Below are 26,888 nucleotides of genomic sequence, written 5' to 3'. Positions count from 1 at the left end.
CCTGTTCGGGCGTCATCGCGGGACCAGCCCGCTCCCACAGAATGGACTGCCCCCAAGAAGTTGGACACCAATCCAACCTTTGGGGGCAGTTCAGAGGCACCATGATCTTGCGCCTGTGGGAGCGGGCTGGTCCCGCGATAGGGCCAGAACAGGCTACACAACCCCCACCAGCAGGTGCACAACCCCACCCGCCAGCACCATGACCCCGGGCACCCCGGCCGCCTTCAGCGCGCCCTCGTCCAGCCGCGCCGGGTCCAGCAACTGCACGCGCACGCGGGTCAACGCGACGCGCTGCTGCGACTTGAGATTCCCCGCCCCACCCAATGCCGCCAGCACGTCTGGCAACAGCTCACCGACCGCCGCCGGCGCGGGCTCCTCGGCAATCAGGTCCGGCGTCAGCGCCTTCCAGAATGCCCGCTGCAATTTCTCGAACATGCTCAGCCCTCCACGGCCAATGAGGTTTCGACGTCACGTGCCTGATAGCCGCGCAGGGCTTCGCGCACCTGATCGGCCTCCTCCAGCCCCAGCACCTGGCGAGCCAGTTGCTGACAATCCTGCAGGTCCATCTCGCGCACCCGGGCCTTGATGGTCGGAATCAGCGGCACACTGACCGACAACTCATCCACCCCCAATCCCAGCAGCACCGGCACGGCCAGCGACTCCGACGCCAGCGCGCCGCACACCCCGACCCACTTACCATGGGCATGGGCCGCCTTGACCGTGGTCGCGATCAGGCGCAGCACCGCCGGGTGGAAACTGTCGGCCTGGCCGGCCAGGCGCGGATGGTCGCGGTCCATGGCCAGGGTGTACTGGGTCAGGTCATTGGTGCCGATGGAGAAGAAATCCACCTCAGGCGCAAACACATCGGCCATCAGCGCCGCCGACGGCACCTCGATCATGATTCCCAGCTTGGGCAGGTTCGCCAGGCCGAGGGCATGCGCTTCCTCCTGCAGGATCTTGCGGGCCTGGCGCAACTCCGAGAGCAGGCTGACCATCGGCAGCATGATATGCAGGCGAGCCTGGCCTGCACTGGCGAGGATGGCGCGAAACTGCTCGCGCAACAGTTGCGGGCGCTCCAGGCACAGGCGGATACCGCGCAGACCGAGGAAGGGGTTCTGTTCGGCCGCCATCGGCACATAGGCCAGCGGCTTGTCGCCGCCGACATCCAGGGTGCGCACCACCAGGTTGCGCTCCGGGCCCAATGCCTGGGCGATCGCGCTGTAGGTATCGGCCTGCTCCTGCGGGCTGGGCGCACGGTTGCGGTCCAGGTAGAGAAACTCCGAACGCAGCAGGCCGACGCCTTCGCCGCCCAGCTCCACCGATTGTTGTGTCTCCTGCTGCGAGGCGACGTTGGCCGTCACCTCGATCCGATGCCCATCACGGGTGATCGCAGGCGCCTGTGCCTGCTGCAGGTCCTGGGCGCGCCGCAGGCCCTGTTGCTGGCGATCGATACGCTGACGCTCGATGGCCGCAGGGTCCGGGCTCAAGTGCAGCTCACCCTTGTCGGCGTCGAGCAGCACCTGAGTCCCATCGGCCAGCGCCAGTACACTCGCTGGCACGCCACAGATCGCCGGCAGCCCCAGGGCCCGAGCGAGGATCGCCACATGGCTGGTCGCACCACCACCAACGGTGACGAAGCCCAGCACCTTGTCGGGGTCGAGGCTCGCGGTCTGCGACGGGGTCAACTGCTCGGCCACCAGGATCGCCTGCTCGGGCAGGGTCCAGGCGTTGTCCGCCACGCCGAGAATCAACTTCAGCACCCGCTGTCCGACATCCGTGAGGTCGGCGGCTCGCTCGGCGAGCAAGGCACTGCCCAGCCCCTGGAACAGCGCACCGGTTGCCTGCGTGGCGCGGTTCCAGGCGAACGCGGCGCTCTTGCCCTCGGCCAGTAACTGATGGGCCTGCTCAAGCAGGGTCGGGTCTTCCAGCAGTTCCTGGTGGGCCCGGAAGATCTCGGCCTGGGCCGCGCTGCCCGCCTTGGCTTGCATCGCCTGCAGTGCCAGATCGGCCTCTTGCAGGGCGCGGTCGAGCGCGGCGCGCTCCAGCGCCTGCCCGACACCCGATTCGCTGATCGACAGCTCAGGCTCGACAACCTGGACCACCTGCCCAAACGCCGAGCCGGGCGAGGCGCAGACGCCACGCAACAGGGTTTCCAGTTCGTTGTCCGCCACCACTGGCTGCCCCTCGTCAACAACGCTCACCACCTCGCCACAACCTTCCAGCAACAGTGCGGTCAATGCGGCGAGCGCTGCTTCGGCATCCTCGCCTGCCGCACTGACCTGCACGGCATCCCCCTGCGAGGTCTGCAGCGCCATGATCGCCACCAGCGACTTGGCATTGGCGCTCTCGACGCCCTTGTGCAGGCAAATGCTCGCCTTGAAACCCTTGGCCGCCTGGGCCAGCACCGCCGCCGGACGCGCATGCAGGCCGTTGGCATTGGGCAGCATGAGTGGCCGGGTGAACAGTGCCTCACCCTCCTCCTCTTGCGCCTGCTGTTCACCCGCCTGCAGGGCCACACGCAACACCGGCTGCGCCTGTTGCACCAGGCTGCCGTCGTCGGCCAGCACGGTGAACGGCTCGCCACTGACCACCAGCATCAGCGTCAGCAAGCTGCGCGCATGCAGGGCGATATAGTCGGCATCGAACTCGATCAGTGGTTGCCCTGCCTCGACCCGCTGGCCTTCCACGACCAGGCGGGTGAAGCCCTTACCCGCCAGGTTCACGGTGTCCAGGCCGACATGCAACAGCACCTGCACGCCCTGGTCATCGGTGATGCTGACGGCATGGCCGCTGTCCTGGATATTGCTGACCGTGCCGGCGAGCGGCGCACAGAGCACCGAGGAAGTCGGATCGAGGCACAGGCCATCGCCGACCAGGCGGCTGGAGAAGGCAGGATCGGGCACCTTGTCCAGGGCAAGCAGCACCCCGGACAGGGGAGCCAGCAGTTCCAGCGGTTGGGATGAGGTCATGACGTCACCTGCTGTCGTGTTCTTGAAAGTCATCGGAGCGGTCTACTTCCACCAGTACTCGATCTGCACACCGACGTTGGCGCCATGGCGCGCGGTGCCGTACGAGCCGGTATCGGACAAGGCGGAACCCGCCGCCAGTTCGTTGGCTGCGCGCTTGGCCGCCTCGTTCCAGGTGGCGTAGGTGTAGTACAGGCGGATTTCCGGGCGCGCCCAGAACTCGGGGCCCTTGGGCGACCAGGTCGGGGCGAAGGTGAACTTGCTGAGCTTGCGGGTACCGCCGCTGGCATCGATCTGATCATGCCCCAGCTCGGCCACCAGCTTGAACTGTTCGCTGATGGCATAGGCCGGGCGCACGCCCAGCGACATCCAGGTCTGATCCTGGCTGCCAGGGCGGATATCCTTCTGGTAGACGGCCTCGACCTGGCCACCGAAGCGCGGCGTCACCTGCCAGTCGAAGAACTCCACCACCCGGTAGCTCTTGCTACTGTCGTCCAGTGCGGTATTGCCGGTGTAGCCAAGGCCGGTGCCCGGCCCTTCGCCGTACTGCAGGGCGAACTTGTTGCGGCCACCGAGGAAGGGTTTCTGCACGTGCTGCGCGGTCACCGCCCAGCCAGTATGGGTGTCGCGACCTCCGGCCTTGTCGATGTAGCTCAGGCCCAGTTCCAGCTCGCCATTCTTGTTGGTGTCGAAGCCGGCGACGTTGAAGTCGTGGCGGGTGGCGTATTCCTTCTGGTACAGGTTGTCCTTGCGCGAGATCGCGTAGCTGTACCTGAGGTCGCCGATCTTCACATCCTCGATCCCGCCGCCCGTGGCGCTCTGGTTCCAGTAGTAGAAGTCGGAAATGTGGATGTCGTTGCGCTTGTAGTAGCGCCGCCCGGCCCAGATCGAACCCCCATTGAGGCTGGGCAGGTTCGACCACTGCGCATACATCTGCGGCATGCGCGCGCTGCCGTGGTCGTCGCCCTGGAACTGCAGCGAGCGGTCGTACTTGTTGTACAGCGAGGCCATGGCATCGACGCTCAGCACCGAACCGTCGTCGAAAGTCAGCAGGTCCTGGCGCAATTCCAGCTCGGCGTACTGCTCGCACTCGTTGCCCAGGCGGTACTTCGAAGGCGCACCCGGCAACTGGAAGCACTGCTGCGGACCACTGCCGGTGGAGGTGCCGGCGCCGCTGCGCAGGTAGCCGGCAAACTCCAGGGCCTGGGCGGCAACGGGAACACAGAAACAGGACGCGACGAGGCCGAGCTTTATTGTTGTTCTCATGAAGCACTCCGGTATTTTTATTATGGTGTTCCAGCCCCCCGCACTCCCGGACGGGGGTATTGCAAAGGCTCAGGCCTTCAGGTGCAGCACGAACGATTCGTAGGGCCGCAAAGCAATGCTGGCGGTACGCTGCGGGCAGTCGGGGTAATTGCTGATCAGCACCCGCTGCTCGGTGTCATCGAGCATCAGCCCGTCCGGCAGGCGGACATGGCAGGGGGCGGCGTAGAAGTTGTTGAGCACCAGCAGGCGCTCGCCCTGGCCCTCGCGCAGGTAGGCCCAGACGTGCGGGTGGTCGTCCAGCAACAGGCGGTACACCCCGTCCTGGATCAGCGGCTCACGACGGCGCAGGGCGATCAGCGCGCGGTAGTGGTGCAGCACCGAGTCGGGATCGTCCAACTGCTGCTCGACGTTGATCTGCGCGGCATTGGCTGCAACACCGATCCATGGCTCGGCGCTGCTGAAACCGGCGTGCGCCCCGGCAGTCCACTGCATCGGCGTACGGCCGTTGTCGCGCGACTTCTGCATGATCGCCGCCATGCTGTCGGCTTGTGAAACCCCGGCATCGCGCTTGAGGCGGAAGATATTCAGCGTCTCGACATCGCGGTACTGGTCGATGTGCTCGAAGCCCGGATTGGTCATGCCCAGCTCTTCGCCCTGGTAGATAAAGGGCGTGCCCTGAAGGAAATGCAGCGCGTTGGCGAGCATCTTCGCCGACACCACGCGGTATTCGCCGTCGTGGCCGAAACGCGAGACCACCCGCGGCTGGTCGTGGTTGCACCAGAACAAGGCGTTCCAGCCGCCGCCGGCCTGCATGCCCACCTGCCAGTCGGAGAGGATCCGCTTGAGCTGCAGAAAGTCGAAGTCGGCCTTCACCCACTTCTGCAGGTTGGGATAGTCCACCTTCAGGTGATGGAAGTTGAAGGTCATCGACAACTCCTTCGACGCCGGGCTGGAATAACGCACGCAGTGCTCCAGGGTGGTCGAGGACATCTCGCCGACGTTGATCAGGTCGTGGCCTTCGAAGACTTCGCGGTGCATTTCCTGGAGGTAGTCGTGCACGTTCGGGCCGTCGGTATAGAAACGTCGGCCATCGCTGTGGTCTTCGGGGAAGTCGGCGGGCTTGGAGATCAGGTTGATCACATCCAGGCGGAAGCCGCCCACGCCCTTGTCGCGCCAGAAGCGCATCAGCTTGTACACCTCGGCGCGGACCTTGGGGTTGTCCCAGTTGAGGTCGGCCTGGGTGTGGTCGAACAGGTGCAGGTAGTACTGGCCGGTCTGCGCTTCGTATTCCCAGGCCGAACCGCCGAACTTGGATTCCCAGTTGTTCGGCTGGTCGCGCCAGATGTAGAAATCGCGGTAAGGGTTGTCGAGGCTGCTGCGTGCCTGCTGGAACCAGGCGTGCTCGATCGAGGTGTGGTTGACCACGATGTCGAGCATCAGCTTGATGCCGCGCTTGCCGGCCTCGCGGATCAGCAGGTCGCAATCGTCCATGCTGCCGTAGCTGGGGTCGATGGCGTAGTAGTCACTGATGTCATAGCCGTTGTCGCGCTGGGGCGAGCGCAGGAAGGGTGTCAGCCACAGGCACTCGACCCCCAGCCACTGCAGGTAGTCGAGCTTGTCGACCACGCCAAGCAGGTCACCGGTGGCGTTACCCCCATGGCTGTGGAAGCTTTTCGGGTAGATCTGGTAGATCACCTGGTGTTGCCAGTCTTGCATGGTGGATTCCTCGACGACGGTTGCAGGGTCAGGCGACGCGATAGCCTGGGCGGACGATCTTCACGCTCAGCGCGCAGGTCAGGACGAAGGGCACGACAATGGCCACGAACATGCCGAGGACGAAGGTCGGGATGTACTGCGGAATGATCGAGATGAAGCCCGGCAACCCGCCCACCCCAATGGCCGAGGCCTGCACCTTGTTCAGCGACAGCACGATGCTGCCCAGGGCCGAGCCCAGCAGGGCGGCGTAGAAAGGAAACTTGAAGCGCAGGTTGACGCCGAACATGGCAGGCTCGGTGATGCCGAAATAGGCCGAGATCGCCGAGGTCGAGGCCATGCTCTTGTCCCGTGCGTTGCGGCTCATGTAGAACACCCCGAGCGCAGCGCTGCCCTGGGCCAGGTTGGACATGACGATCATCGGCCAGATGAAGGTGCCACCCTGGGTCGAGATCAGTTGCAGGTCCACGGCCAGGAACATGTGGTGCATCCCGGTGATCACCAGTGGCGCATAGAGCATGCCGAAGATTGCCCCACCGACCATGGGCGCCAGGTCGAACAAGGTCACCACGCCCTCGGTGATGAGGATGCCCAGGTGGCGGGTGACCGGGCCGATGACCGCCAGCGCCAGCACGCCGGTGACGACGATGGTAGTGATCGGCACCACCAGCAGCTGGATGGCATTCGGCACCCGGGCGCGCAGCCATTTCTCGATCACGCTCATTACGTAGGCGGCCATCAGAATCGGCAGGATCTGCCCCTGGTAGCCGACCTTCTCGATCTGGAACCAACCGAAAATATCGAAGTACGGCAGGCTCTGGCCGTCGAGACCGGCGACGGCCTTGCCGTAGTTCCAGGCGTTTAGCAGGTCGGGGTGGACCAGCATCAGGCCCAGCACGATGCCGAGGATCTCGCTGCCGCCGAAGCGCTTGGCCGCCGACCAGCCAACCAGCGCCGGGAGGAACACGAACGAGGTGTTGGCCATCAGGTTGATCAGGCTCCACAGCCCGTCGAGATTGGGGTACGCCTCCAGCAGCGTCTTGCCCTCGATGAACATGCCCTTGGCGCCCATCAGGTTGTTCACGCCCATCAGCAGGCCGGCAATGATCAGCGCCGGCAGAATCGGCATGAACACATCGGAGAACACCCGAACCAGGCGTTGCATGGCGTTGGCCTTGTCGCCACCGGTTTTCTTCACGTCGGCGATGGTCGAGGCCGCCATCCCGGTTTCCTGGCGCAGCGCGGCATAGACCCGCTCCACTTCGCCGGGCCCGATGACGATCTGGAACAGCCCGCCAGTAAAGAACGAGCCCTTGACCAGGTCGATGCGGGCGAGCGCGGCGCGGTCGACCTGGGCCGTGTCCTTCACCGCCAGACGCAGGCGGGTCACGCAATGGGCAGCTTGTTCGAGGTTGTCGCGGCCCCCGAGGCTCTCGAGAAGGTCGCGGGCAATCTGCGGGTAATCGTGGCTCATGCTTGTTCTTCCATTCTTGGAATTCTTGTTATGCAGAGTTCTGTGGCAGCACGCCGAGAGCAAAAGTACTCGTACAGACGAGTTAAAGCAACAACTCGTCTGTACGAGTTGTAAAATGTCATTTTCAACCGGGCACAACGACACCTCGGCCATGGACAAAACGGCCCCGGCCCCCTTAAGGTTCCTGGCTTGAACGCGGACGCGGCACAGAGCCATCTCATGAGCAAATACAACCAGATCTACAGCGATCTGCTTGCCAGCATCACCACCGAACGCCTTGAGCGCGGCACCCGCCTGCCCTCGGAAACCGAGTTGATGGACGCCTACCAGGCCAGCCGCGGCACCGTCCGCCGGGCCATCGAGCAACTGCAGGAGCGCGGCTTCGCGCAGAAGATCCACGGCAAGGGCACGTTCGTGCTCTCACCCAACCCGATCGAGTTCCAGCTCGGCGGCATCGTCAGTTTTCACGAGACACACCTGGATCTGGGCGACGATGTCGGCACCGAAGTGGTGGAGTTCAGTCAGTTGCCGCTCGAAGGTGCCCTGCTGCAGCACATCGAAGCCGAACCCGGCAGCCTCATCACTCGTATCAAGCGGGTGCGGCGCATTGATGGCAAACGTGTGATCCTGGACATCAACCATTTCGTCGCCGACCTGATCCCGGGGCTGGACCAGGCGATTGCCGGGCAGTCGATCTACGCCTACATCGAGCAGACCCTGCAACTGCAGATCAGCTACGCCCGCCGCACCATCGAGGCGCAGCCGCGCAGCAAGGACGACAAGGCCCTGCTCGACCTGGACGGGCAGAGTCACGTGATCGTGGTGAGCAACCAGACGTTCCTGCAGGATGGGCGGCAATTCGAGTACACCGAGTCGCGGCATACGCTGGACAAGTTCTACTTCTCGGATATTGCGCGGCGGTAACAAAAAGGGCGCCTTTGCGGCGCCCTCTTCACATCATTCCCACTCGATCGTCGCCGGCGGCTTGCTCGACACGTCGTAGGTCACCCGCGAGATACCGTCGATCTCGTTGATGATACGGCCGCTGACAGTCTCCAGCAGCTCGTACGGCAGGTGCGCCCAGCGTGCGGTCATGAAGTCCACGGTCTCGACGGCGCGCAGCGCGACGACCCAGGCGTAGCGACGGCCATCGCCGACCACACCGACCGATTTCACCGGCTGGAACACCACGAATGCCTGGCTGGTCTTGTGGTACCAGTCGGCCTTGCGCAGTTCTTCGATGAAGATGTGGTCGGCACGGCGCAGGATGTCGGCGTACTCTTTCTTCACTTCACCGAGGATGCGCACGCCCAGGCCTGGGCCCGGGAATGGGTGGCGGTAGACCATGTCGTACGGCAGGCCCAGTTCCAGGCCGATCTTGCGCACTTCGTCCTTGAACAGTTCACGCAGCGGCTCGACCAGCTTGAGGTTCATTTCCTCCGGCAGGCCACCGACGTTGTGGTGCGACTTGATCACGTGGGCCTTGCCGCTCTTGGCGCCAGCCGACTCGATCACGTCGGGATAGATGGTGCCCTGGGCGAGGAACTGGATGTTTTCCAGTTTGCTGGCTTCGGCATCGAACACGTCGATGAAGGTACGGCCGATGATCTTGCGCTTCTTCTCCGGGTCGGCCTCACCGGCCAGGTTGTCGAGGAACTGCTGCTCCGCATCGGCACGGATCACCTTGACGCCCATGTTCTCCTTGAACATGGCCATCACCTGGTCGCCTTCGTGCAGGCGCAGCAGGCCGTTGTCGACGAATACGCAGGTCAGCTGGTCGCCGATGGCGCGGTGCAGCAGCGCGGCAACCACCGAGCTGTCGACGCCGCCAGACAGGCCCAGCAGGACGTTGGCCGAACCGACTTGCTCACGCACCTGGGCGATGGCGTCTTCGACGATGTTGGATGGGGTCCACAGGGCTTCGCAGCCGCAGATGTCCTGGATGAAGCGCGAGAGGATGCGACCACCCTGCTTGGTGTGGGTCACTTCCGGGTGGAACTGCACGCCGTAGTAGCCGCGGGCATCGTCGAACATGCCGGCGATCGGGCAGCTCGGGGTGCTGGCCAGCACGTGGAAGTCGCCCGGCATCTGGGTGACCTTGTCGCCGTGGCTCATCCACACGTCCAGGCCCAGTACGCCGTCAGCGTCGACATGATCTTCGATGCCGTCGAGCAGGCGGCTCTTGCCGACCACGTCGACGCGGGCGTAGCCGAACTCGCGCAGGTCGGAACCTTCGACCTTGCCGCCCAGTTGCTCGGCCATGGTCTGCATGCCGTAGCAGATGCCCAGCAGCGGTACGTTCAGGTCGAACACCGCCTGCGGTGCACGCGGGCTGTTGGCTTCGTGGACCGACTCGGGGCCACCGGCCAGGATGATGCCGCGCGGGTTGAAGGCGCGGATCGCTTCATCGTCCATGTCGAACGGGTGCAGTTCGCAGTAGACACCGATCTCGCGCACGCGGCGGGCGATCAGCTGGGTGTACTGGGAACCGAAATCGAGGATCAGGATTCGGTGAGCGTGAATGTCGAGGGCCATGACTCAATCTCGTCAGTGGAAATCGGAAACGACGCGGGGCTGTTCGTGACAGCCCCGCTCTCGGTTGTTGCTGAAGCCTCAGCCTACGCGGTAGTTAGGGGCTTCCTTGGTGATCTGCACGTCGTGCACGTGGGACTCGGCCATGCCGGCACCGGTGATGCGCACGAACTCCGGCTTGGTGCGCATCTCTTCGATGGTCGCGCTGCCGGTGTAGCCCATGGAGGAACGCAGCCCGCCCATCAGCTGGTGGATGATCGCAGCCAGGGCACCCTTGTAAGGGACGCGGCCTTCGATACCTTCCGGAACCAGCTTCTCGGCACCGGCCGAGGAGTCCTGGAAGTAACGGTCCGAAGAACCCTGCGCCTGTGCCATGGCACCCAGCGAGCCCATGCCACGGTATGCCTTGTACGAACGGCCCTGGAACAGCTCGACTTCACCCGGGGCTTCTTCGGTACCGGCGAACATCGAGCCCATCATCACGCACGAGGCGCCAGCGACGATGGCTTTGGAGAGGTCACCGGAGAAACGGATACCGCCGTCGGCGATCAGTGGCACACCCGTGCCTTCCAGTGCTGCGGCGACGTTGGCGATGGCGCTGATCTGCGGCACGCCGACACCGGCGACGATACGGGTGGTGCAGATCGAGCCCGGGCCGATGCCAACCTTGACCGCATCGGCGCCGGCTTCGGCCAGGGCCTTGGCGGCGGCACCGGTGGCGATGTTGCCGCCGATCACCTGCACCTGCGGGTAGTTCTCCTTGACCCAGCGAACGCGGTCGATCACGCCTTTGGAGTGGCCGTGTGCGGTGTCGACCACCACCACGTCGACGCCAGCGGCAACCAGTGCCGCGACACGCTCTCCTGTGTCCTTGCCGGTCCCGACTGCAGCGCCGACGCGCAGGCGACCCTGGTCGTCCTTGCTGGCCAGTGGGTAGGCCTTGGCTTTTTCGATGTCCTTGACGGTCATCATGCCCTTGAGGGCGAACTTGTCGTCGACGATCAGGACTTTTTCCAGGCGGTGCTTGTGCAGCAGCTCGCGGACTTCGTTCTTGTCGGCGCCTTCGCGGACGGTGACCAGACGCTCCTTGGGGGTCATCACGTCGCGTACCTTGGCTTCCAGACGCGTCTCGAAACGCACGTCGCGGGAGGTGACGATACCGACCAGGTCACCGTTCTCCAGCACCGGAACACCAGAGATGTTGTTCAGGCGAGTCAGGTCGAACAGGTCGCGTACGGTGGCGTCGGCATCGATGGTGATCGGATCCTTGACCACGCCAGCCTCGAACTTCTTGACCTTGCGCACTTCGCCGGCCTGCTGTTCGATGGTCATGTTCTTGTGGATGATGCCGATGCCGCCTTCCTGAGCCATGGCGATGGCCAGGCGCGCTTCGGTCACGGTATCCATGGCGGCGGAAACCAGTGGAATGTTCAGCTCGATGCCACGGGTCAAACGGGTCTTGAGACTGACTTCATTGGGCAGTACCTCGGAGTAACCAGGTACAAGGAGGATATCGTCGAAGGTCAGGGCTTCTTGGCTGATACGCAGCATCGCGGGGGCTCCCGGGCGGGAAAAATGGAAGCGCGCCATTATACTCATCCATGGCGCGCCGCTCAATGCAAAAAAGGGGCCTTCGGTCCAGTTCCTGCCGCTCAGGCCACCTTCACCTGCACCACGGCGACCGGCTGATCCAGCCAGTCGGCGAAACTGTCGAGGAACGCCTGGGTAAACCCGGCCTCGCCCCAGTTGTTGAAGATGAACCCCAGGTTGGAAAAGGCACAGGGTTGCAGATACAGAAAGCCGTTGATGTCATCCTCGAAGCCGCACAGCGGGCAGGTGAAGTTGTCACTGACTCCGGGCATCCACTCTTCCAGACTTTCGAACAGCGGCTCGCCCACCTCACGCCGACACTCAGGGCATCCCGCTTCCTCGCGAAAACCGTCGGTGGGGGTATAGATGCAGCGCTTGAGCATCACCTCCAGGCCGTTGACTGGCTCGCCGAAGGGCAGTTTCTCGGGATGCAGCGCCACCTTGCGCGCGCCTTGGGCCAGGGCGTGGCCCATGCGATTGCCGGTGCGCCCGCAGGTGCTCAGTTGCTCCTCGACGATCTTCTCGCGCACCAGCCAGCGCAGGATCGCCCGTGCGCGGGCCTCGTGAACCGGAACGGTGGACTGCTTGGGGACGATGATGCTCTGGGTGTTCATGAACGGGACGGGCCTGAGACTGCGGTAATCGCGTAAGTCTACGCCCTGCTCAGCCGCTCAGGTAGCGACCGATCAGCGCCACCCCGCTGGCCAGCACCAGCCAGGTGACCAGCCGCACGAAGGCTTCGCGGGACAGTTTCAGGCTCAGGCGCCTGCCGACCCAGAGCCCTGCGAACATCACAGGCAGCAAGCAGGCTGCCAGCATCAACAGGCTGGCGTCGGCATAGACCCCGGCAATCAGGAACAGCGACAGGCGCACCAGGGTGCTGCAACTGATCAGCGCGCTCTGGGTGGCGCGTACCTGCTCCTTCACCTCCAGCCGGGCGCTCAGGTAGATCGCATAGAGGAAGCCACCGCTGCCGAACAGCGCACCGAACAGCCCGCCCACCGTGCCCATCGGCACCGCCCACAGGCCCGACAGCCTGGCCGGCCGGACCTTCACCGCCAGGCTGTAGATGGCATAGGCGGTGACGAACAGGCCCATCAGCAACAGCAGCAGGTCGGATTTCAGGTGCAACAGGAACAGCACGCCCAGGGTACAGCCCACTGCCATGCACGGCAGCAAACGCAGCAGTTCGCCGCGAACCACATCGCGGCGCGAGGGCAGCAGGTTGCCGAAGGCGGCGACGAAGTCCAGCAGCACCAGCAGGGGGATGATCCGCGACAACGGCATGAAGTGGATCAGCACCGGGCCGGCTACCAGCGCGGTGCCGAAGCCGGCGATGCCGAAGACGACGTAGGCGGCGGCGATGGCCAGCAGGATCGGGAGCCATTCCAGTGGGGTGGCGGGGAGAAGTTCGAGCATCGTGCCGGGTCCTGAGGCAGTCCTTTGGGGGTGGGCTGGAGCTTACAGGAATTGGCGGGGGCTCGAGAGGTGTGAGGGGGTTCAAGGGGCCTGGCTTGGATTCTGCGGCGCTCGATCTCAAGATCCCCGAAAATCCCAAGCCAGGCCACAGACCGCCCAGATGCTATCTGCGCCCAACCCCCTCTGCCCCTTGATACCCCCCCCACCCTCCCCCTTATCATGCCCGCCATGATCAGAGACCCTTTCGAACGACTCGGCCTGGACCGCGAGGTCCTCACCGTCAGCCAGCTCAACGGCCGCGCCCGTGTGCTGCTCGAAGACGTGTTCCGCAGTGTCTGGGTGGAAGGCGAGATATCCAACCTCGCCCGCCCGGCCTCCGGCCACCTGTACTTCACCCTCAAGGACAGCGGTGCCCAGATCCGCTGTGCATTGTTCCGGCAGAACGCTGCCAGGGTCCGCCAGGCCCTGCGTGACGGCCTGGCGGTCAAGGTACGCGGTAAGGTCTCGCTGTTCGAGGGGCGCGGCGATTACCAGTTGATCGTCGATACCGTCGAGCCCGCCGGTGACGGCGCCTTGCGCCTGGCCTTCGAGGCGCTGAAGGAAAAGCTCGGCAACGAAGGGCTGTTCAGTGCCGAACGCAAGCAGCCGCTGCCGGCTCACCCGCGCCGCATCGGCATCGTCACCTCGCCAAGCGGCGCGGTGATCCGCGACATCATCAGCGTCTTTGCCCGCCGTGCACCGCAAGTCGAGCTGAACCTGGTCCCCACGGCAGTACAAGGACGCGAAGCCATCGGCCAGATCGTCCGCGCCTTGCAACTGGCCGACAGCCTTGGTTTCGATGCACTGATCCTGGCCCGTGGCGGCGGCTCGCTGGAAGACCTCTGGTGCTTCAACGAAGAAGCCGTCGCACGTGCCATCGCCGCCTGCGTGACCCCCATCGTCAGTGCGGTGGGCCATGAGACCGACGTGTCGATCAGCGACTTCGTCGCCGACGTGCGCGCCCCGACCCCTTCGGCGGCCGCCGAATTGCTCGCACCTGACAACAGCGGCCTGCAGCAACGCCTCGACAGCCTGCAACGGCGCCTGTTACTGCGCATGCAGCACCGCCTGAGCCACGATCGCCTGCGCCTGGAAGGCCTGGCCCGTCGCCTGCGTCACCCCGGCGAACGCCTGCGCCAGCAGGCCCAGCGCCTGGATGACCTGGACATGCGCTTGCGCCGCGCCTTCATGCTCGACATGAGCCAGCGCCAGCAACGCCTGGGCCGCCTCGACACGCGCCTGGCCGCGCAGCATCCCGGGCGCACCCTCAAGCTGCTCGGACAGCGCCTGGACAGCCTCGCCGAGCGCCTGCCGCGGGCCATGCGCGAAACGCTCAAGGACCGCCGCCAGCGCTTCCAGGCGCAATTGCAGACGCTGCAGGTGGTCAGCCCGCTGGCCACCCTGGCCCGCGGCTACAGCATCCTGCTCGACGAACGCGGCCAGGCCATCCGCAGCGCTGCCCAGACCCGCAACGGCCAGCGCCTGACCGCGCGCCTGAACGAAGGCGATCTGCAGGTCCGGGTCGAAGACAACCACCAGACTCCGGTCACCCTCTCTCTACTGGACTGACACATGCCCCGTCTGCTTGCCCCCCTGCTCGCACTCTGCGCCCTGCTGCTGGCCAGCACGGCCCAGGCCAGCTACATCACCCGCACCCTCAACAAGCCAGTCCCCGGTGGCGTAGCGGTGGTCGACCTCGGCCCCGCCGCCAGTGCACCGAGCGCGCGCTTCGACGGCAAGCCGGTGCTGGTGGTCAAGGAACAGGACACCTGGCTGGCCATCGTCGGTATCCCGCTGACGCAGAAACCCGGCACAGCCACCCTCACTCAGGGCGCACGCTCCCTGCCCTTCAGCGTGGGCAGCAAGAAATACCCCGAGCAGCACATCACGCTGAAGAACAAGCGCCAGGTCAATCCCGAGCCGGATGACCTCAAGCGCATCGACCGCGAGCTGGCCGAGCAGGTCAAGGCATACCGCAGCTTCAGCCCGGGCATGCCGAGCAACCTGATCCTCGACAAACCGGTCAACGGCCCCCTGTCGAGCAAGTTCGGCGTGCGCCGCTTCTTCAATGGCGAGGAGCGCAACCCCCACGCCGGGCTGGACTTCGCCGTGCCCGCCGGCACCCCGATCAAGACCCCGGCCAACGGCAAGGTGATCCTGGTTGGCGACTACTTCTTCAATGGCCGCACGGTGTTCGTCGACCATGGCCAGGGCTTCATCAGCATGTTCTGCCACATGTCCAAGGTCGATGTGCAACCGGGGCAGGTGCTGCGCCGCGGCGACGTGGTCGGCAAGGTCGGCTCCACGGGCCGGGCAACCGGGCCGCACATGCACTGGAACGTCAGCCTGAACGATGCTCGAGTGGACCCGGCGATCTTCATCGGAGCGTTCCAGCCCTGAGATCGGTGACAAGCCCGCTCACACCGGGGATTTCCTGTGGGAGCGGGCTTGTCCCGCGATGGCCGCGCCGCAGTCGCATCACCTTGCGCAGCAACAAACCTCGGCACAATAAAAAATCAATAACAATCAAACGACAGCCATAAAATCTCACCCATAAGCTTTTTTTAAGCATTCCTCTCAATTTTTTTTGAACACTTGCCATCTCCCACTCCCACTGGTTAGGGTTGAGGGCATGAAAACCTCGATCACCCTCATTCTGCTCCGCCAACACCGCAGCCTTTGCCTGGTCAGTGCACGACTACCTGGGTGAACCGCGTCGCCTCGCCTCTTCATCTCGTTATCGCTTGGCAGGCCCGATCAGGCCGCACATTAAAGGATTGCTCCAAATGACCATGCTCAAAGACCCGTCGAAGAAATACCGCGCCTTCCCGACCATCGACCTGCCAGACCGTACCTGGCCGTCGAAGGCCATCACCCAGGCGCCGATCTGGTGCAGCTCCGACCTGCGTGACGGGAACCAGTCGCTGATCGAGCCGATGGACGCCGAGAAGAAGCTGCGTTTCTGGAAAACCCTGGTGCAGGTTGGCGTGAAAGAGATCGAGGCGTCGTTCCCGTCTGCCTCGCAGACTGACTTCGACTTCGTACGCACCCTGATCGAAGACGGCCACATCCCGGACGACACCACCATCCAGGTACTGACCCAGGCCCGTGAAGACTTGATCGCCCGCACCTTCGAGTCCCTGCGTGGCGCGAAGAAGGCCATCGTCCACCTGTACAACGCCACATGCCCGGCGTTCCGCCGCATCGTCTTCAACCAGGACAAGCAAGGCGTGAAGGACATCGCGGTGAACGCAGCCAAGCTGTTCGTCAAGTACGCCGCCCAGCAGCCGGAAACGCACTGGACCTTCCAGTACTCGCCGGAAACCTTCAGCGCCACGGAGCTGGAGTTCGCCAAGGAAGTGTGCGACGCGGTGATCGAGGTGTGGAATCCGACCCCCGAGCACAAGATCATTCTCAACCTGCCGGCCACCGTGGAAGTCGCCACGCCAAACGTCTACGCCGACCAGATCGAATGGTTCTGCCGCAACGTCAGCCGCCGCGACAGCGTGATCATCAGCCTGCACACCCACAACGACCGCGGCACCGGCATCGCCGCCACCGAGCTGGGCCTGATGGCTGGCGCCGACCGCGCCGAAGGCTGCCTGTTCGGCAACGGCGAGCGTACCGGCAACGTCGACCTGGTCACGCTCGCGCTGAACCTCTACACCCAGGGTATCGACCCACAACTGGACTTCTCCGACATCGACGGCGTGCGCAAGGTCGTCGAAGAGTGCAACCAGTTGCCGGTGCACCCACGTCATCCGTATGTCGGTGATCTGGTGCATACCGCCTTCTCCGGCTCGCACCAGGACGCCATCCGCAAGGGCTTCGCCAAGCAGCAGGACGGCGAGCTGTGGGAAGTGCCGTACCTGCCGATCGACCCGGCCGACATCGGCCGCAGCTACGAGGCGGTCATCCGCGTCAACAGCCAGTCCGGCAAGGGCGGTATCACCTACCTGCTCGAACAGGAATACGGCATCAGCCTGCCGCGCCGCATGCAGATCGAATTCAGCCAGGTGGTCCAGGGCGAGACCGACCGTCTCGGCCTGGAAATGACCGCCCAACAGATCTACAGCCTGTTGCACAAAGAGTACCTGCAGGCCAACGCCCCTTATGCACTGGTCAGCCATCGCCTGCAGGAAGAGAACGGCAACAGTGCCGTGGAAGTGGAAGTCGCCGGTGAAGGCGAGACCACCCTGCACTGGCGCGGCAAGGGCAACGGCGCCCTCGAAGCCCTGGTAGCCGGGCTGCCGATTGCAGTCGAGATCATGGACTACAACGAGCACGCCATCGGTGCCGGCACCAATGCCAAGGCCGCGGCCTACATCGAATTGCGCGTGGCCGGCGGTCGTCCGGTGCATGGCGTGGGTATCGATGAGAACATCACCACCGCAAGCTTCAAGGCGCTGTTCAGTGCATTGAACCGCTCGCTGAGCCAGCAGGCCGCCAAGGCGGCGTAACGGCACGCGCAGCACACAGAGCCCGCATCGGTCGATGCGGGCTTTTTCATTTCATGGCGGGCCATGATGGAGGCAAAACCTGCACATAAAAAAAGGGGCGCCGACCAAGCGCCCCACAAGCCGTACAGCACACAACGAAATTCGTATCAGTCCAGCAGCGCCATCGCCTCGGCGCTGCAGGCTTCGATCCGCGCCCAGTCACCGTTCTTGATCCAGCTGCTATCCAGCATCCAGGTCCCGCCTACGCACATCACATTCGGCAATGCCATGTAGTTGCGCGCGTTGGCCGGGTTCACCCCGCCGGTCGGGCAGAAGCGGATATCGCCGAATGGGCCGCCGTAGGCCTTGATCGCCGCCACGCCGCCAACGATCTCGGCGGGGAACAGCTTGAAGCGACGATAGCCCAGCGCGTAGCCCGCCATGATTTCCGACGGCGTGCTGATGCCCGGCAGCAGCGGAATATCACTCTGCACACCAGCCTCGAGCACTTCGCGGGTAATCCCCGGCGTCACCACGAACTGCGCCCCCGCCGCTTCCACGGCCGCGAACATCGCAGGATCGAGCACGGTGCCGGCACCGATGCACAGTTCAGGACGCTGCTCACGCAGCACCTGGATGGCCTTGAGACCGTGCTGCGAACGCAGGGTCACCTCCAGGGTACGGATGCCACCGGCTGCCAGGGCATCGGCCAACGGCAGGATGTCTTCCTCGCGGGCGATGGTGATCACCGGCAGGATGCGCGCCTTGCCGCAGATTTCATCGATCCGGGCGGCTTTCTCGGCCATCGAGAGCAGAGGTTGTGGACGTTCAAGCGTGGTCATGACAGTGGATCCTTGGCTCATGGGCACCAGTAGATGTCCAGGGGGTCGTGAAGAAAGGCGCGAATGGGCATTTGCGTGAGGTCGTCGCCAGCCAGAGCGGCGCGCAGGGTAGCGAGTTTGCTTGACCCCTGCACGGACAGTGCGACGAAAGCAGCGCTCGACAGCAGCGCGCGGGTCATCGACAGGCGTTGGTGCGGCACGCTCGGTGCCAGCAATGGCAGGCAGCGGCGCGCGCTCTCTGGATCGAGGCCCTCGACCAGGTTCGGGCTGTCCGGGAACAGCGATGCGGTATGGCCGTCGTCGCCCATGCCCAACACCAGCACGTCGATCGGCGGCAGGTCGGCAAGCACCTGGTCGGCCTGTTGCGCCGCGGCGTCGAGGTTGTCGGCGCGCTGGTACAGGCCCATGAACCGCGCCTTGGCCGCCTCGCCCTTGAGCAGGTGCCGGGCCAGCAGCCCGGCATTGCTGTCGGCATGCTCGACCGGCACCCAGCGCTCGTCGGCCAGCGACACGGTCACCTTCGACCAGTCGAGTTTTTCCAGGGCCAGTTGCTCGAGAAACGGGACCGGGCTACGCCCGCCAGACAGCACCACACAGGCCTGACCCTTGCTGGCGATGGCGGCGCGCAGGCGCTCGGCCACATCGCCGGCCAGCGTCGCGGCCAGGCGCTTGGCGTCTGTCAGCGCGTGAACCTTCGCGGTCGCCGGCAGTTGCAGTTCAGATATCGCCATACCAGGCTCTCCCATCGCGTGTAATCAGTGCAATCGAGCTCATGGGCCCCCAGGACCCGGCCGCATAAGGCTTGGGCGCGTCACCGGCGTTCTTCCAGCCGGCGATCAACTGGTCGCACCAGGTCCAGGCGTACTCGATCTCGTCCTTGCGCACGAACAGGTTCTGGTTGCCGCGCATCACTTCGAGCAGCAAACGCTCGTAGGCATCCGGAATCCGCGCGCTGCGCCAGGTGTCGGAAAAATTCAGTTGCAGTGGGCCGCTGCGCAGTTGCATGCCCTTGTCCAGCCCCTGCTCCTTGGTCATCACCCGCAGCGAGATACCTTCGTCGGGCTGCAGACGGATGATCAGCTTGTTGCCGATCTGCAAACGCTGCTCCGGGGCGAAGATATAGTGCGGCGTTTCCTTGAAGTGGATGACGATCTGCGACAGCTTCTGCGGCATGCGCTTGCCGGTACGCAGATAGAACGGCACGCCCGACCAACGCCAGTTGCGGATGTCGGCGCGCAGGGCGACGAAGGTTTCGGTGTCGCTCTGGGCGTTGGCGTTCTCTTCTTCCAGGTAGCCCGGCACCGGCGTGCCGTCGCTGTAGCCGGCGATGTACTGGCCGCGCACCACACGGGTGCTCAGCCCCTCGCCGGTGATCGGCGCCAGCGCCTTGAGCACCTTGACCTTCTCGTCGCGGATGCTGTCGGCCGACAAATCGCTGGGCGGGTCCATGGCGATCAGGCACAGCAGCTGCAGCAGGTGGTTCTGGATCATGTCGCGCAGTTGGCCGGCCTTGTCGAAGTAGCCCCAGCGCCCTTCGATGCCGACTTTCTCGGCAACGGTGATCTCCACGTGGGAGATGGAGTTCTGGTTCCACTGGGTTTCGAACAGGCTGTTGGCAAAGCGCAAGGCGATCAGGTTCTGTACCGTTTCCTTGCCCAGGTAGTGGTCGATGCGATAGACCCGGCTTTCGGGGAAGAAGCGCGCCACGGCGTCATTGACCCGACGCGACGACTCCAGGTCGTGCCCGATGGGTTTTTCCAGCACGACGCGGGTGCGCGATGCCAGGCCGGCCTTGTCGAGGTTTTCGCAGATGGCCCCGTAGACCGCCGCCGCAGTGGCGAAATAGGCGATCAGTGGCTGTCCTTCACCGGCCTGCTCGGCCAGGGCCTGGTAGCCTTCGGGCTGGACAAAGTCCAGGTGCAGGTAGCTCAGGCGGTCGAGAAACCGTTGCAGGGCCTGGGGTTCGATATCGGCAGCCGGCACGAAGCGGCGCAACTGGGCTTCGATGTTCGCCAGGTGCTGCTCGGGGGTGCCAGCTTCGCGGGCCAGGGCCAGCAGCCGGGTGTCGGAATGCAGCAGGCCGGCGCGGTCCAGCTCGTAGAGGGCAGGAAACAGCTTGCGCAACGCCAGGTCGCCAAGGGCGCCAAAGAGGGCGAATGTGCAAGGTTCTACACTGATAGCAACCATGATGTTGGTTCTTTTATTAAAGTTGGCCTAGAAATACCGTTTTCGATGACAATTTTCAAGCGCGATGTAGTAAAAATAACAACATCTCGTACAGCGATTACAGACAAGTGGTATGACAATCCCACCATCAGTACGATAGACAACCGTGCAAAAAGCCGACTGTTCCCTCAGCCGGCCGTCTTTCCGACCCAAGGACATCCCATGGACCGTGTGCGAAACCTCCTGGAACAGATCCAGGGACGCCTCGACGAGCTGAACAAGGCCGAACGCAAAGTCGCCGAAGTCATCCTCCTCAACCCGCAGCAAGCCACCCGTTTCAGCATTGCCGCCCTGGCCCAGGCGGCCAAGGTCAGCGAACCGACCGTCAACCGCTTCTGCCGCTCGTTCGGCGTCAGCGGCTACCCCGAGCTCAAGCTGCAACTGGCGCAGAGCCTGGCCAGCGGCGCGGCCTACGTAAGCCGCGCGGTGGAAGCCGACGACGATCCTGCCGCCTACACCCAGAAGATCTTCGCCAGCGCCATCGCATCGCTCGACAGCGCCTGCCAGCAGATCGACCCGCAGCAGGTCAGCCGCGCCGTGGACATGATGATCCAGGCCCGGCAGATCCATTTCTTCGGCCTGGGCGCCTCGGCGCCGGTGGCCATGGACGCCCAGCACAAGTTCTTCCGCTTCAACCTGGCGGTGTCGGCACACCCCGACGTGCTGATGCAGCGCATGCTGGCATCGGTCGCGCACACCGGCGATCTGTTCGTGATCATTTCCTACACCGGGCGCACCCGCGAACTGGTCGAAGTGGCGAAACAGGCCAGGGAAAACGGCGCCTCGGTGCTGGGTATCACTGCCGCCGGTTCGCCCCTGGCCAAGGCCTGCAGCATGAGCCTGCACCTGCCGCTGCCGGAGGACACCGACATCTACATGCCGATGACCTCGCGGATCATCCAGTTGACGGTGCTCGATGTGCTGGCCACCGGCATGACCCTGCGCCGCGGCTCGGATTTCCAGCCACACCTGCGCAAGATCAAGGAAAGCCTCAACGCCAGCCGCTACCCCGCCGAAGACAGCTGACTCAACTGAGCCGATGCGCCTGCAGCCGCAACTGCGCGCGCTGCCCGGGCGCCAGGCTCAATCCTTCGCCGCTGCCACTGGCAGCCTCGACGCAGACGAACCCCTGGCTCTCGCGCCCGCTCACCCCCATCAATGGGCGATTGCCAGGGTGCCAGACCACCGTGTCGTCGCTGTCGCTGGTGTCGATGCACAGTTCGCGCGCCCAGGCCGAGTCATGCAACTGCACCTTCGGCGTGCCCGGGTAGACCTTCTGGCAACCCCCTTTGAGCGTGAGCACGCCATCTTCACGGCATGCCTGTCGGTTGAGGCGGTCGTAGCCGTCGATATCCTCCAGGCCCGACAAAGCGATCTGCGACACATCGCTGATGCGCCAGAACGCCAGCAATGCGTGGCTCAGCTGGCAGGGTTCGCTGTCCTGGTGCTCGGTGCACAGGCGCAGTTCCATGCTCGAGCCCAGCCGGGCGTGCAAGTCGACCTGCCAGTCGCACAGGTCCAGACGCCACTTGAGCGTGACGCCCTCCTCGTCTTCGCGGCTGTCGAGCAGCTTCCAGTCCAGCAAGCGCCCCCAGCCATGAGCCGGCCACAGGTCCTCGCTGGGATGACGGCCATACCAGGGCCAGCACACCGGCACGCCGCCACGGATCGCACCGACCTGTGGCCATTGTTCGGCGCACCACAGCCAGGGTTTCTCGCCGGTCGGCTGAAAGTGCAGCAATTGTGCCCCCTGGCGGCTGAACACCGCCTGGCAGCATGGGTGATCGATGATCAGGACATCGCGCTGCTGGTGACGCTCCCACTCGAAAACCGGCCGTGGCCGTTGCGAAGTGAAAAAGCGATGGAGCGGATGTTCAGACATGTTCAGAAAGCTCTTGTTGTTTGAGATAGCGCTGTCTTTACCCAAGCCCGAGATCCACTGCAGAACAGTGGATCTCGGGGTGTGGGGGTGGATGGCGTAAATTTACAACAATTTTTCTTAGAATGACGACTGAATCTTCAAGCCTGCGACCAACGCGTTGTCGACATCGTCCACACCGCCCGGGCTCTTGATGTACTGCAGGTTCGGGCGCACGGTCAGCCAGTTGGTGACGTGGAAGCCGTAGTACAGCTCGGCGTTGTACTCGGTGCGCTGCAGTGGCACGAAGCCCGGATTGTCGTAGTCGTCGATACCGCTCTGGGCGTTGAGCAGTTCGGCGCGCTTCTTCACGTCGTCGTTGACGTGGATGCGTGCGATGCCGAAGCCGATATCATCCTTGGGCCGTGCATCGAACGCGCCCTTGTAGACCATCCCCACCTGCTGGTAGTTGTCCACCACGTTGGTGGCCTTGTCGTGCACGGTGAAGTTGGCGAACAGGCTCAGGCCGCGGTTGGCATCGCCGTTGTGCGCAGTGACCTGCTGCTGGGCCACGACCCACCAGCCATGCTTGCTCGAGTGCGACTTGAAGGCTTGGCCAGTCAACGCCTGCGGGTTGCCGTTGATGTCGTCGTAGACGTCGTCGGCCTTGGCGGTGCTGTAGTAGTAGCCCAGGCGGTATTCGCCCGGCAGGCCGTTGACCTTCGGCGACCAGACCATTTCCACCGGCAGGATCGCGCCCTTGGTCCCGCTGCCACTGAGCTTGAAGCCGTTGCCGGTCTCGAGGTTGGACGGGTTCTGCTCGTAGGCACCGACCTGGACGAAGAACTCCGGCGTGATGTTGTACTTCACCCGCAGCGCCCACTGGCTGACCGGCCAGTTGTACCAGATGCCGCCCACCCAGTTACCCACCTGCGAACCGCAGAACGCCAGGTTCTGGAAGTCGCAGGGGAAGCTGTTGAAGTCCTCGCCTTCACCGAAGCGGCCGACCTTCACGTCCAGCGCGCCGTCGAAGTACTTCTGTTTGACCCACATCTGCGTCAGGCGCCAGGTCTGGCCACGGCCCCAGACTTCCTGCACCGAGCTGAACTGCCCGGCGCGCGGGTCGCTGATGCGGTCGTTGGACAGGTTGCGTCCGCTACGCTCGGTGATCGCCAGCTTGAACTCCGCATCGTGCCAGCCAAGGATCTTCTGCAGGTCCAGGTGCGCGCCGAGGGCGAACTGATCGCTGTAGCGCGCGGTCTTGTCGTTGTTGTAGCCACCGTGCAGGTTACCGGCCACTTCACCCACGTAGTCGAGAGTGAAGTCGTAGCCTTTTTCCAACAGCTCGGTGCGAGCCCCACCCCAGTCGCCAGTCATCCATTTCGACTCGCTGGAGAAAGCCTCGGCAGCATGCACGCCATTGCTGCCCACGAGGGCGAGCAGGGTCAGCGAGCCTAGTGCCTTGATACGCTTGCGATGGTCCATCCCTTGTTTCCTCTTTTCTTGTTATCGATGGTTTGCTGCTTCAACGTCCCTTGATACGTGTCACGTTGTCCTTGACTGGCGCGTCCGCTGCCGGCAGGTCCAGGCGCTCGCCGCTGCTCGCGTCGAACAGCAGGACCCGCGCCGGATCGAACTGCAGGTTCAGGCTGTCACCGACATTGCAGGCGACATCCGGCGCCAACCGGCAGCAGACCTTGGTCTGGTTGAGGGTGACGAACACCAGCAGGTCGGGCCCGGTGGGCTCCAGGACCTGCACTTCTGCACGCACCGCCGGCAAGCCGTTGCCTTCGGCGCTACCGAGTGCGATCTGCTCGGGGCGTACGCCGAGGATCACCTCACGGCCGTCCAGCGCTTCGCTGGCCGCGCCCAGGGGCAGTTCGCAGCGGGCCTGGCCGCTGTCGAGCAGGGCGAACAGGCGCCCGTCCTGCTTGCTGATGCGCACGGGGATGAAGTTCATCGGTGGCGAGCCGATGAAGCTGGCGACGAACAGGTTGGCCGGATCGTTGTAGATCTGCTGGGGCGTACCGAACTGCTGGATGATGCCGTCCTTCATCACCGCGACCTTGTCCCCCAGGGTCATGGCCTCGATCTGGTCGTGGGTCACGTACACCGTGGTGGTTTTCAGGCGCTGGTGCATCAGTTTCATTTCGGTGCGCATCTCGACCCGCAGCTTGGCGTCGAGGTTCGACAACGGCTCGTCGAACAGGTAGATCTTCGGCCTGCGCGCCAGGGCCCGGCCCATGGCCACGCGCTGCTGCTGGCCACCGGAGAGCTGGCCCGGCTTGCGATTGAGCAGGTGCTCGATCTGCAGCAGCTTGGCCACCCGCGCGACTTCCTCGTCGATCGCCGACTGCGGCATCTTGCGGATCTTCAGGCCGAACTCGATGTTCTCGCGCACGCTCATGGTCGGGTACAGCGCATAGGACTGGAACACCATGGCGATGTCACGGTCCTTCGGGCTCATGCCGGAGACGTCCTGGTCATCGATCAGGATCGCCCCGCCGGTGATGTTCTCAAGGCCGGCGATGCAGTTCATCAAGGTGGACTTGCCGCAGCCGGAAGGGCCGACCAGGATCAGGAACTCGCCGTCCTTGATCGCCAGCTGGATATCCTTGAGGGTGTCCGGCAAGCCGGTGCCGTAGGTCTTGTTTACATTGCGAAGTTCGAGCGTTGCCATGACTTACCCCTTGACTGCGCCGGCGGTCAGCCCACGCACGAAATACTTGCCTGCGACCACATAGACCAGCAGGGTTGGCAGTGCGGCGATCATTGCCGCGGCCATGTCGACGTTGTATTCCTTGGCACCGGTGCTGGTGTTGACCAGGTTGTTCAGGGCCACGGTGATCGGTTGCGAATCGCCGCTGGAGAACACCACGCCGAACAGGAAGTCGTTCCAGATCTGGGTGAACTGCCAGATCAGGCAGACCATGATGATCGGCGTCGACATCGGCAGGATGATGCGGCGGAAGATGGTGAAGAACCCGGCACCATCCAGGCGTGCAGCCTTGACCAGCGCCTCGGGAATGCTCACGTAGTAGTTGCGGAAGAACAGCGTGGTGAAGGCCAGGCCATAGACCACGTGCACCAGCACCAGCCCCGAGGTGGTGCTGGCCAGGCCCAGCTTGCCGAGGGTGAACGAGGCTGGCAGCAGCACGGTCTGGAATGGCAGGAAGCAGCCGAACAGCAGCAGGCCGAAGAACAGTTGCGAGCCACGGAAGCGCCACATCGACAGCACGTAGCCGTTCAGGGCGCCGATGGCCGTGGAGATCAGCACCGCCGGAACGGTGATCAGGATCGAGTTCCAGAAATACCCACTGACCGTGCCCCAGGCCTTGACCCAGCCAATCGCGGTGAACAGCTCCGGCCAGCTCAAGAGGTTGCCGGTGCTGATGTCTTCCGGGGTCTTGAAGCTGGTCAGCAGCATCACCACCAGCGGCACCAGGTAGAGCAGCACCGCCAGCAGCAGCACGGCGTGGATGGCGATGCGACCCAGGCTGAGGGCCGGCTTGTCGAGATTAGTGGTCATTGCGCTTGGTCCTCAGCTCGGAATACAGGTAGGGCACGAGGATCGCGAGGATCGCGCCGAGCATCAGGATCGCGCTGGCCGAGCCCATGCCCATCTGCCCGCGGCTGAAGGTGAACGAGTACATGAACATCGCGGGCAGGTCCGAGGAATAGCCAGGACCACCGGCGGTCATCGCGGCCACCAGGTCGAAGCTCTTGATGGCGATGTGCGAGAGGATCATCAGCGAGCTGAAGAACACCGGGCGCAGGCTCGGCAGCACCACGGTCCAGTAGATGCGCGGCATACTCGCACCGTCGATCTGCGCAGCACGGATGATCGACTGGTCGACGCCGCGCAGCCCGGCAAGGAACATCGCCATGATGAAGCCCGAGGCCTGCCATACCGCGGCGATCACCAGGCAATAGACGACCCGGTCAGGGTCGATCAGCCAGTCCAGGCGAAAGCCCTCCCAGCCCCAGTCGCGCAGCAGCTTGTCCAGGCCCATGCCCGGGTTGAGCAGCCACTTCCAGGCGGTGCCGGTCACGATCATCGACAGTGCCATGGGGTACAGGTAGATGGTGCGGATCACCCCTTCGCGGCGGATACGCTGGTCGAGGAACACCGCCAGCAGCACGCCGATCACCAGGGTGATGCCGATGAACATTCCGCCGAAGACCAGCAGGTTCTTGCTCGCCACCCACCAGCGGTCGTTGTCGAACAGCCGCGCGTACTGGGCCAGGCCCGCCCACTTGTAGGTGGGCAGGAAGGTCGAGGTGGTGAACGACAGGACGAAGGTCCACAGGATGTAGCCGTAGAAGCCCACCAGCACGATGAACATGCTCGGCGCCAGTACCAGTTTCGGTAACCAGCGCTGGAGCGCGTCCAGGGGTGAGGCCCGCAGTTGGGCGGTGGTCGTAGTCATGATTTCAGATACCGGAACGAGGGCGGTGCTGCGCACCGCATCGCGGGACAAGCCCGCTCCCACAAAGATCTGGCCCACCCACAGGTTCAGCGCA

Annotated in this window: 22 protein-coding genes; 5 read left to right on the top strand and 17 right to left on the bottom strand. The window is 64.1% G+C overall.

What is annotated here, in order from left to right; all coding sequences use genetic code 11:
- Positions 1 to 153 precede the first annotated feature (153 nt).
- The 5 genes from AC2CGW_RS13510 to treP form a co-directional block, all read right to left on the bottom strand.
- Positions 154 to 435 carry a PTS sugar transporter subunit IIB gene (locus AC2CGW_RS13510; protein WP_186668777.1) on the bottom strand — a complete coding sequence of 94 codons (282 nt, stop codon included), beginning with the start codon at positions 433 to 435 and terminating at the stop codon, positions 154 to 156.
- Positions 436 to 437: 2 nt separating this feature from the next.
- Positions 438 to 2,969, bottom strand: a complete 2,532-nt coding sequence (gene ptsP, locus AC2CGW_RS13505; protein WP_484574165.1) for a phosphoenolpyruvate--protein phosphotransferase — start codon at positions 2,967 to 2,969, stop codon at positions 438 to 440.
- A gap of 42 nt (positions 2,970 to 3,011) precedes the next feature.
- Positions 3,012 to 4,232: a carbohydrate porin gene (locus AC2CGW_RS13500; RefSeq protein WP_484574164.1), complete on the bottom strand. Its 1,221-nt coding sequence runs from the start codon at positions 4,230 to 4,232 to the stop codon at positions 3,012 to 3,014.
- A 69-nt stretch (positions 4,233 to 4,301) separates the two neighbouring features.
- On the bottom strand, positions 4,302 to 5,948 hold the full coding sequence (treC, locus tag AC2CGW_RS13495) for an alpha,alpha-phosphotrehalase (protein WP_484574163.1): 1,647 nt from the start codon (positions 5,946 to 5,948) through the stop codon (positions 4,302 to 4,304).
- A gap of 28 nt (positions 5,949 to 5,976) precedes the next feature.
- Positions 5,977 to 7,419: a PTS system trehalose-specific EIIBC component gene (gene treP / locus AC2CGW_RS13490; RefSeq protein ID WP_484574162.1), complete on the bottom strand. Its 1,443-nt coding sequence runs from the start codon at positions 7,417 to 7,419 to the stop codon at positions 5,977 to 5,979.
- A gap of 219 nt (positions 7,420 to 7,638) precedes the next feature.
- Here treP and treR point away from each other — a divergent pair, with 219 nt between their 5' ends.
- The gene (treR, locus tag AC2CGW_RS13485; RefSeq protein ID WP_411383872.1) at positions 7,639 to 8,343 is read left to right on the top strand and encodes a trehalose operon repressor; all 705 of its coding nucleotides are present in this window, start codon (positions 7,639 to 7,641) and stop codon (positions 8,341 to 8,343) included.
- 33 nt (positions 8,344 to 8,376) lie between these two features.
- Here the strand turns inward: treR and guaA are convergent, their stop codons facing one another.
- The 4 genes from guaA to AC2CGW_RS13465 all read right to left on the bottom strand — a co-directional run bounded on the left by guaA (position 8,377) and on the right by AC2CGW_RS13465 (position 12,960).
- Positions 8,377 to 9,954: a glutamine-hydrolyzing GMP synthase gene (gene guaA / locus AC2CGW_RS13480; protein WP_426352500.1), complete on the bottom strand. Its 1,578-nt coding sequence runs from the start codon at positions 9,952 to 9,954 to the stop codon at positions 8,377 to 8,379.
- Positions 9,955 to 10,032: 78 nt separating this feature from the next.
- Positions 10,033 to 11,502: an IMP dehydrogenase gene (gene guaB, locus AC2CGW_RS13475; RefSeq protein ID WP_054895167.1), complete on the bottom strand. Its 1,470-nt coding sequence runs from the start codon at positions 11,500 to 11,502 to the stop codon at positions 10,033 to 10,035.
- 101 nt (positions 11,503 to 11,603) lie between these two features.
- Positions 11,604 to 12,155 (bottom strand): hypothetical protein, encoded by a 552-nt coding sequence (locus AC2CGW_RS13470; protein WP_054895166.1) that lies wholly within the window; start codon positions 12,153 to 12,155, stop codon positions 11,604 to 11,606.
- A 49-nt stretch (positions 12,156 to 12,204) separates the two neighbouring features.
- Positions 12,205 to 12,960: a sulfite exporter TauE/SafE family protein gene (locus AC2CGW_RS13465; RefSeq protein WP_484574161.1), complete on the bottom strand. Its 756-nt coding sequence runs from the start codon at positions 12,958 to 12,960 to the stop codon at positions 12,205 to 12,207.
- Between the two features lie 228 nt (positions 12,961 to 13,188).
- Here AC2CGW_RS13465 and xseA point away from each other — a divergent pair, with 228 nt between their 5' ends.
- The 3 genes from xseA (at position 13,189) to leuA (ending at position 17,459) form a co-directional block, all read left to right on the top strand.
- Positions 13,189 to 14,568 (top strand): exodeoxyribonuclease VII large subunit, encoded by a 1,380-nt coding sequence (xseA, locus tag AC2CGW_RS13460; protein ID WP_186667979.1) that lies wholly within the window; start codon positions 13,189 to 13,191, stop codon positions 14,566 to 14,568.
- Between the two features lie 3 nt (positions 14,569 to 14,571).
- A complete protein-coding gene (locus tag AC2CGW_RS13455; RefSeq protein ID WP_186711603.1) occupies positions 14,572 to 15,399 on the top strand; it encodes a M23 family metallopeptidase in 828 nt (275 codons plus the stop codon).
- A gap of 386 nt (positions 15,400 to 15,785) precedes the next feature.
- Positions 15,786 to 17,459 (top strand): 2-isopropylmalate synthase, encoded by a 1,674-nt coding sequence (gene leuA / locus AC2CGW_RS13450; protein ID WP_186667975.1) that lies wholly within the window; start codon positions 15,786 to 15,788, stop codon positions 17,457 to 17,459.
- Positions 17,460 to 17,605: 146 nt separating this feature from the next.
- Here the strand turns inward: leuA and AC2CGW_RS13445 are convergent, their stop codons facing one another.
- From AC2CGW_RS13445 to zwf, 3 genes are read right to left on the bottom strand one after another with little or no spacing between them, the layout of a single operon-like run.
- Entirely contained in the window at positions 17,606 to 18,280 is a 675-nt protein-coding gene (locus tag AC2CGW_RS13445; protein ID WP_054895162.1) for a bifunctional 4-hydroxy-2-oxoglutarate aldolase/2-dehydro-3-deoxy-phosphogluconate aldolase, read from the bottom strand.
- A 17-nt stretch (positions 18,281 to 18,297) separates the two neighbouring features.
- On the bottom strand, positions 18,298 to 19,011 hold the full coding sequence (pgl, locus tag AC2CGW_RS13440; RefSeq protein WP_484574160.1) for a 6-phosphogluconolactonase: 714 nt from the start codon (positions 19,009 to 19,011) through the stop codon (positions 18,298 to 18,300).
- Complete coding sequence (zwf, locus tag AC2CGW_RS13435) at positions 18,998 to 20,467, bottom strand: glucose-6-phosphate dehydrogenase (protein ID WP_186667971.1); 1,470 nt, start codon at positions 20,465 to 20,467, stop codon at positions 18,998 to 19,000. Before zwf ends, pgl begins: the two co-directional genes overlap by 14 nt.
- A gap of 210 nt (positions 20,468 to 20,677) precedes the next feature.
- Here zwf and hexR point away from each other — a divergent pair, with 210 nt between their 5' ends.
- Positions 20,678 to 21,532 (top strand): DNA-binding transcriptional regulator HexR, encoded by an 855-nt coding sequence (gene hexR / locus AC2CGW_RS13430; RefSeq protein ID WP_200604055.1) that lies wholly within the window; start codon positions 20,678 to 20,680, stop codon positions 21,530 to 21,532.
- A gap of 1 nt (position 21,533) precedes the next feature.
- On the opposite strand, the gene AC2CGW_RS13425 is transcribed toward hexR, so the two are convergent.
- From AC2CGW_RS13425 to AC2CGW_RS13405, 5 genes are all read right to left on the bottom strand, one after another.
- A complete protein-coding gene (locus AC2CGW_RS13425; RefSeq protein ID WP_186667969.1) occupies positions 21,534 to 22,388 on the bottom strand; it encodes a D-hexose-6-phosphate mutarotase in 855 nt (284 codons plus the stop codon).
- A 117-nt stretch (positions 22,389 to 22,505) separates the two neighbouring features.
- A complete protein-coding gene (locus AC2CGW_RS13420) occupies positions 22,506 to 23,849 on the bottom strand; it encodes a carbohydrate porin (protein ID WP_484574159.1) in 1,344 nt (447 codons plus the stop codon).
- Between the two features lie 40 nt (positions 23,850 to 23,889).
- Entirely contained in the window at positions 23,890 to 25,044 is a 1,155-nt protein-coding gene (locus tag AC2CGW_RS13415) for an ABC transporter ATP-binding protein (RefSeq protein WP_186667965.1), read from the bottom strand.
- 3 nt (positions 25,045 to 25,047) lie between these two features.
- Entirely contained in the window at positions 25,048 to 25,893 is an 846-nt protein-coding gene (locus AC2CGW_RS13410) for a carbohydrate ABC transporter permease (RefSeq protein WP_186667963.1), read from the bottom strand.
- Positions 25,883 to 26,794, bottom strand: a complete 912-nt coding sequence (locus tag AC2CGW_RS13405; protein WP_054895154.1) for a carbohydrate ABC transporter permease — start codon at positions 26,792 to 26,794, stop codon at positions 25,883 to 25,885. The genes AC2CGW_RS13410 and AC2CGW_RS13405 overlap by 11 nt, the downstream gene beginning before the upstream one ends.
- Positions 26,795 to 26,888: the final 94 nt, after the last annotated feature.

It is taken from the genome of Pseudomonas sp. SYWMCR5, from assembly GCF_057197165.1.
The sequence above is the reverse complement of the archived record's forward strand: the minus strand, read 5'-3'. Positions and strand labels throughout refer to the sequence as shown.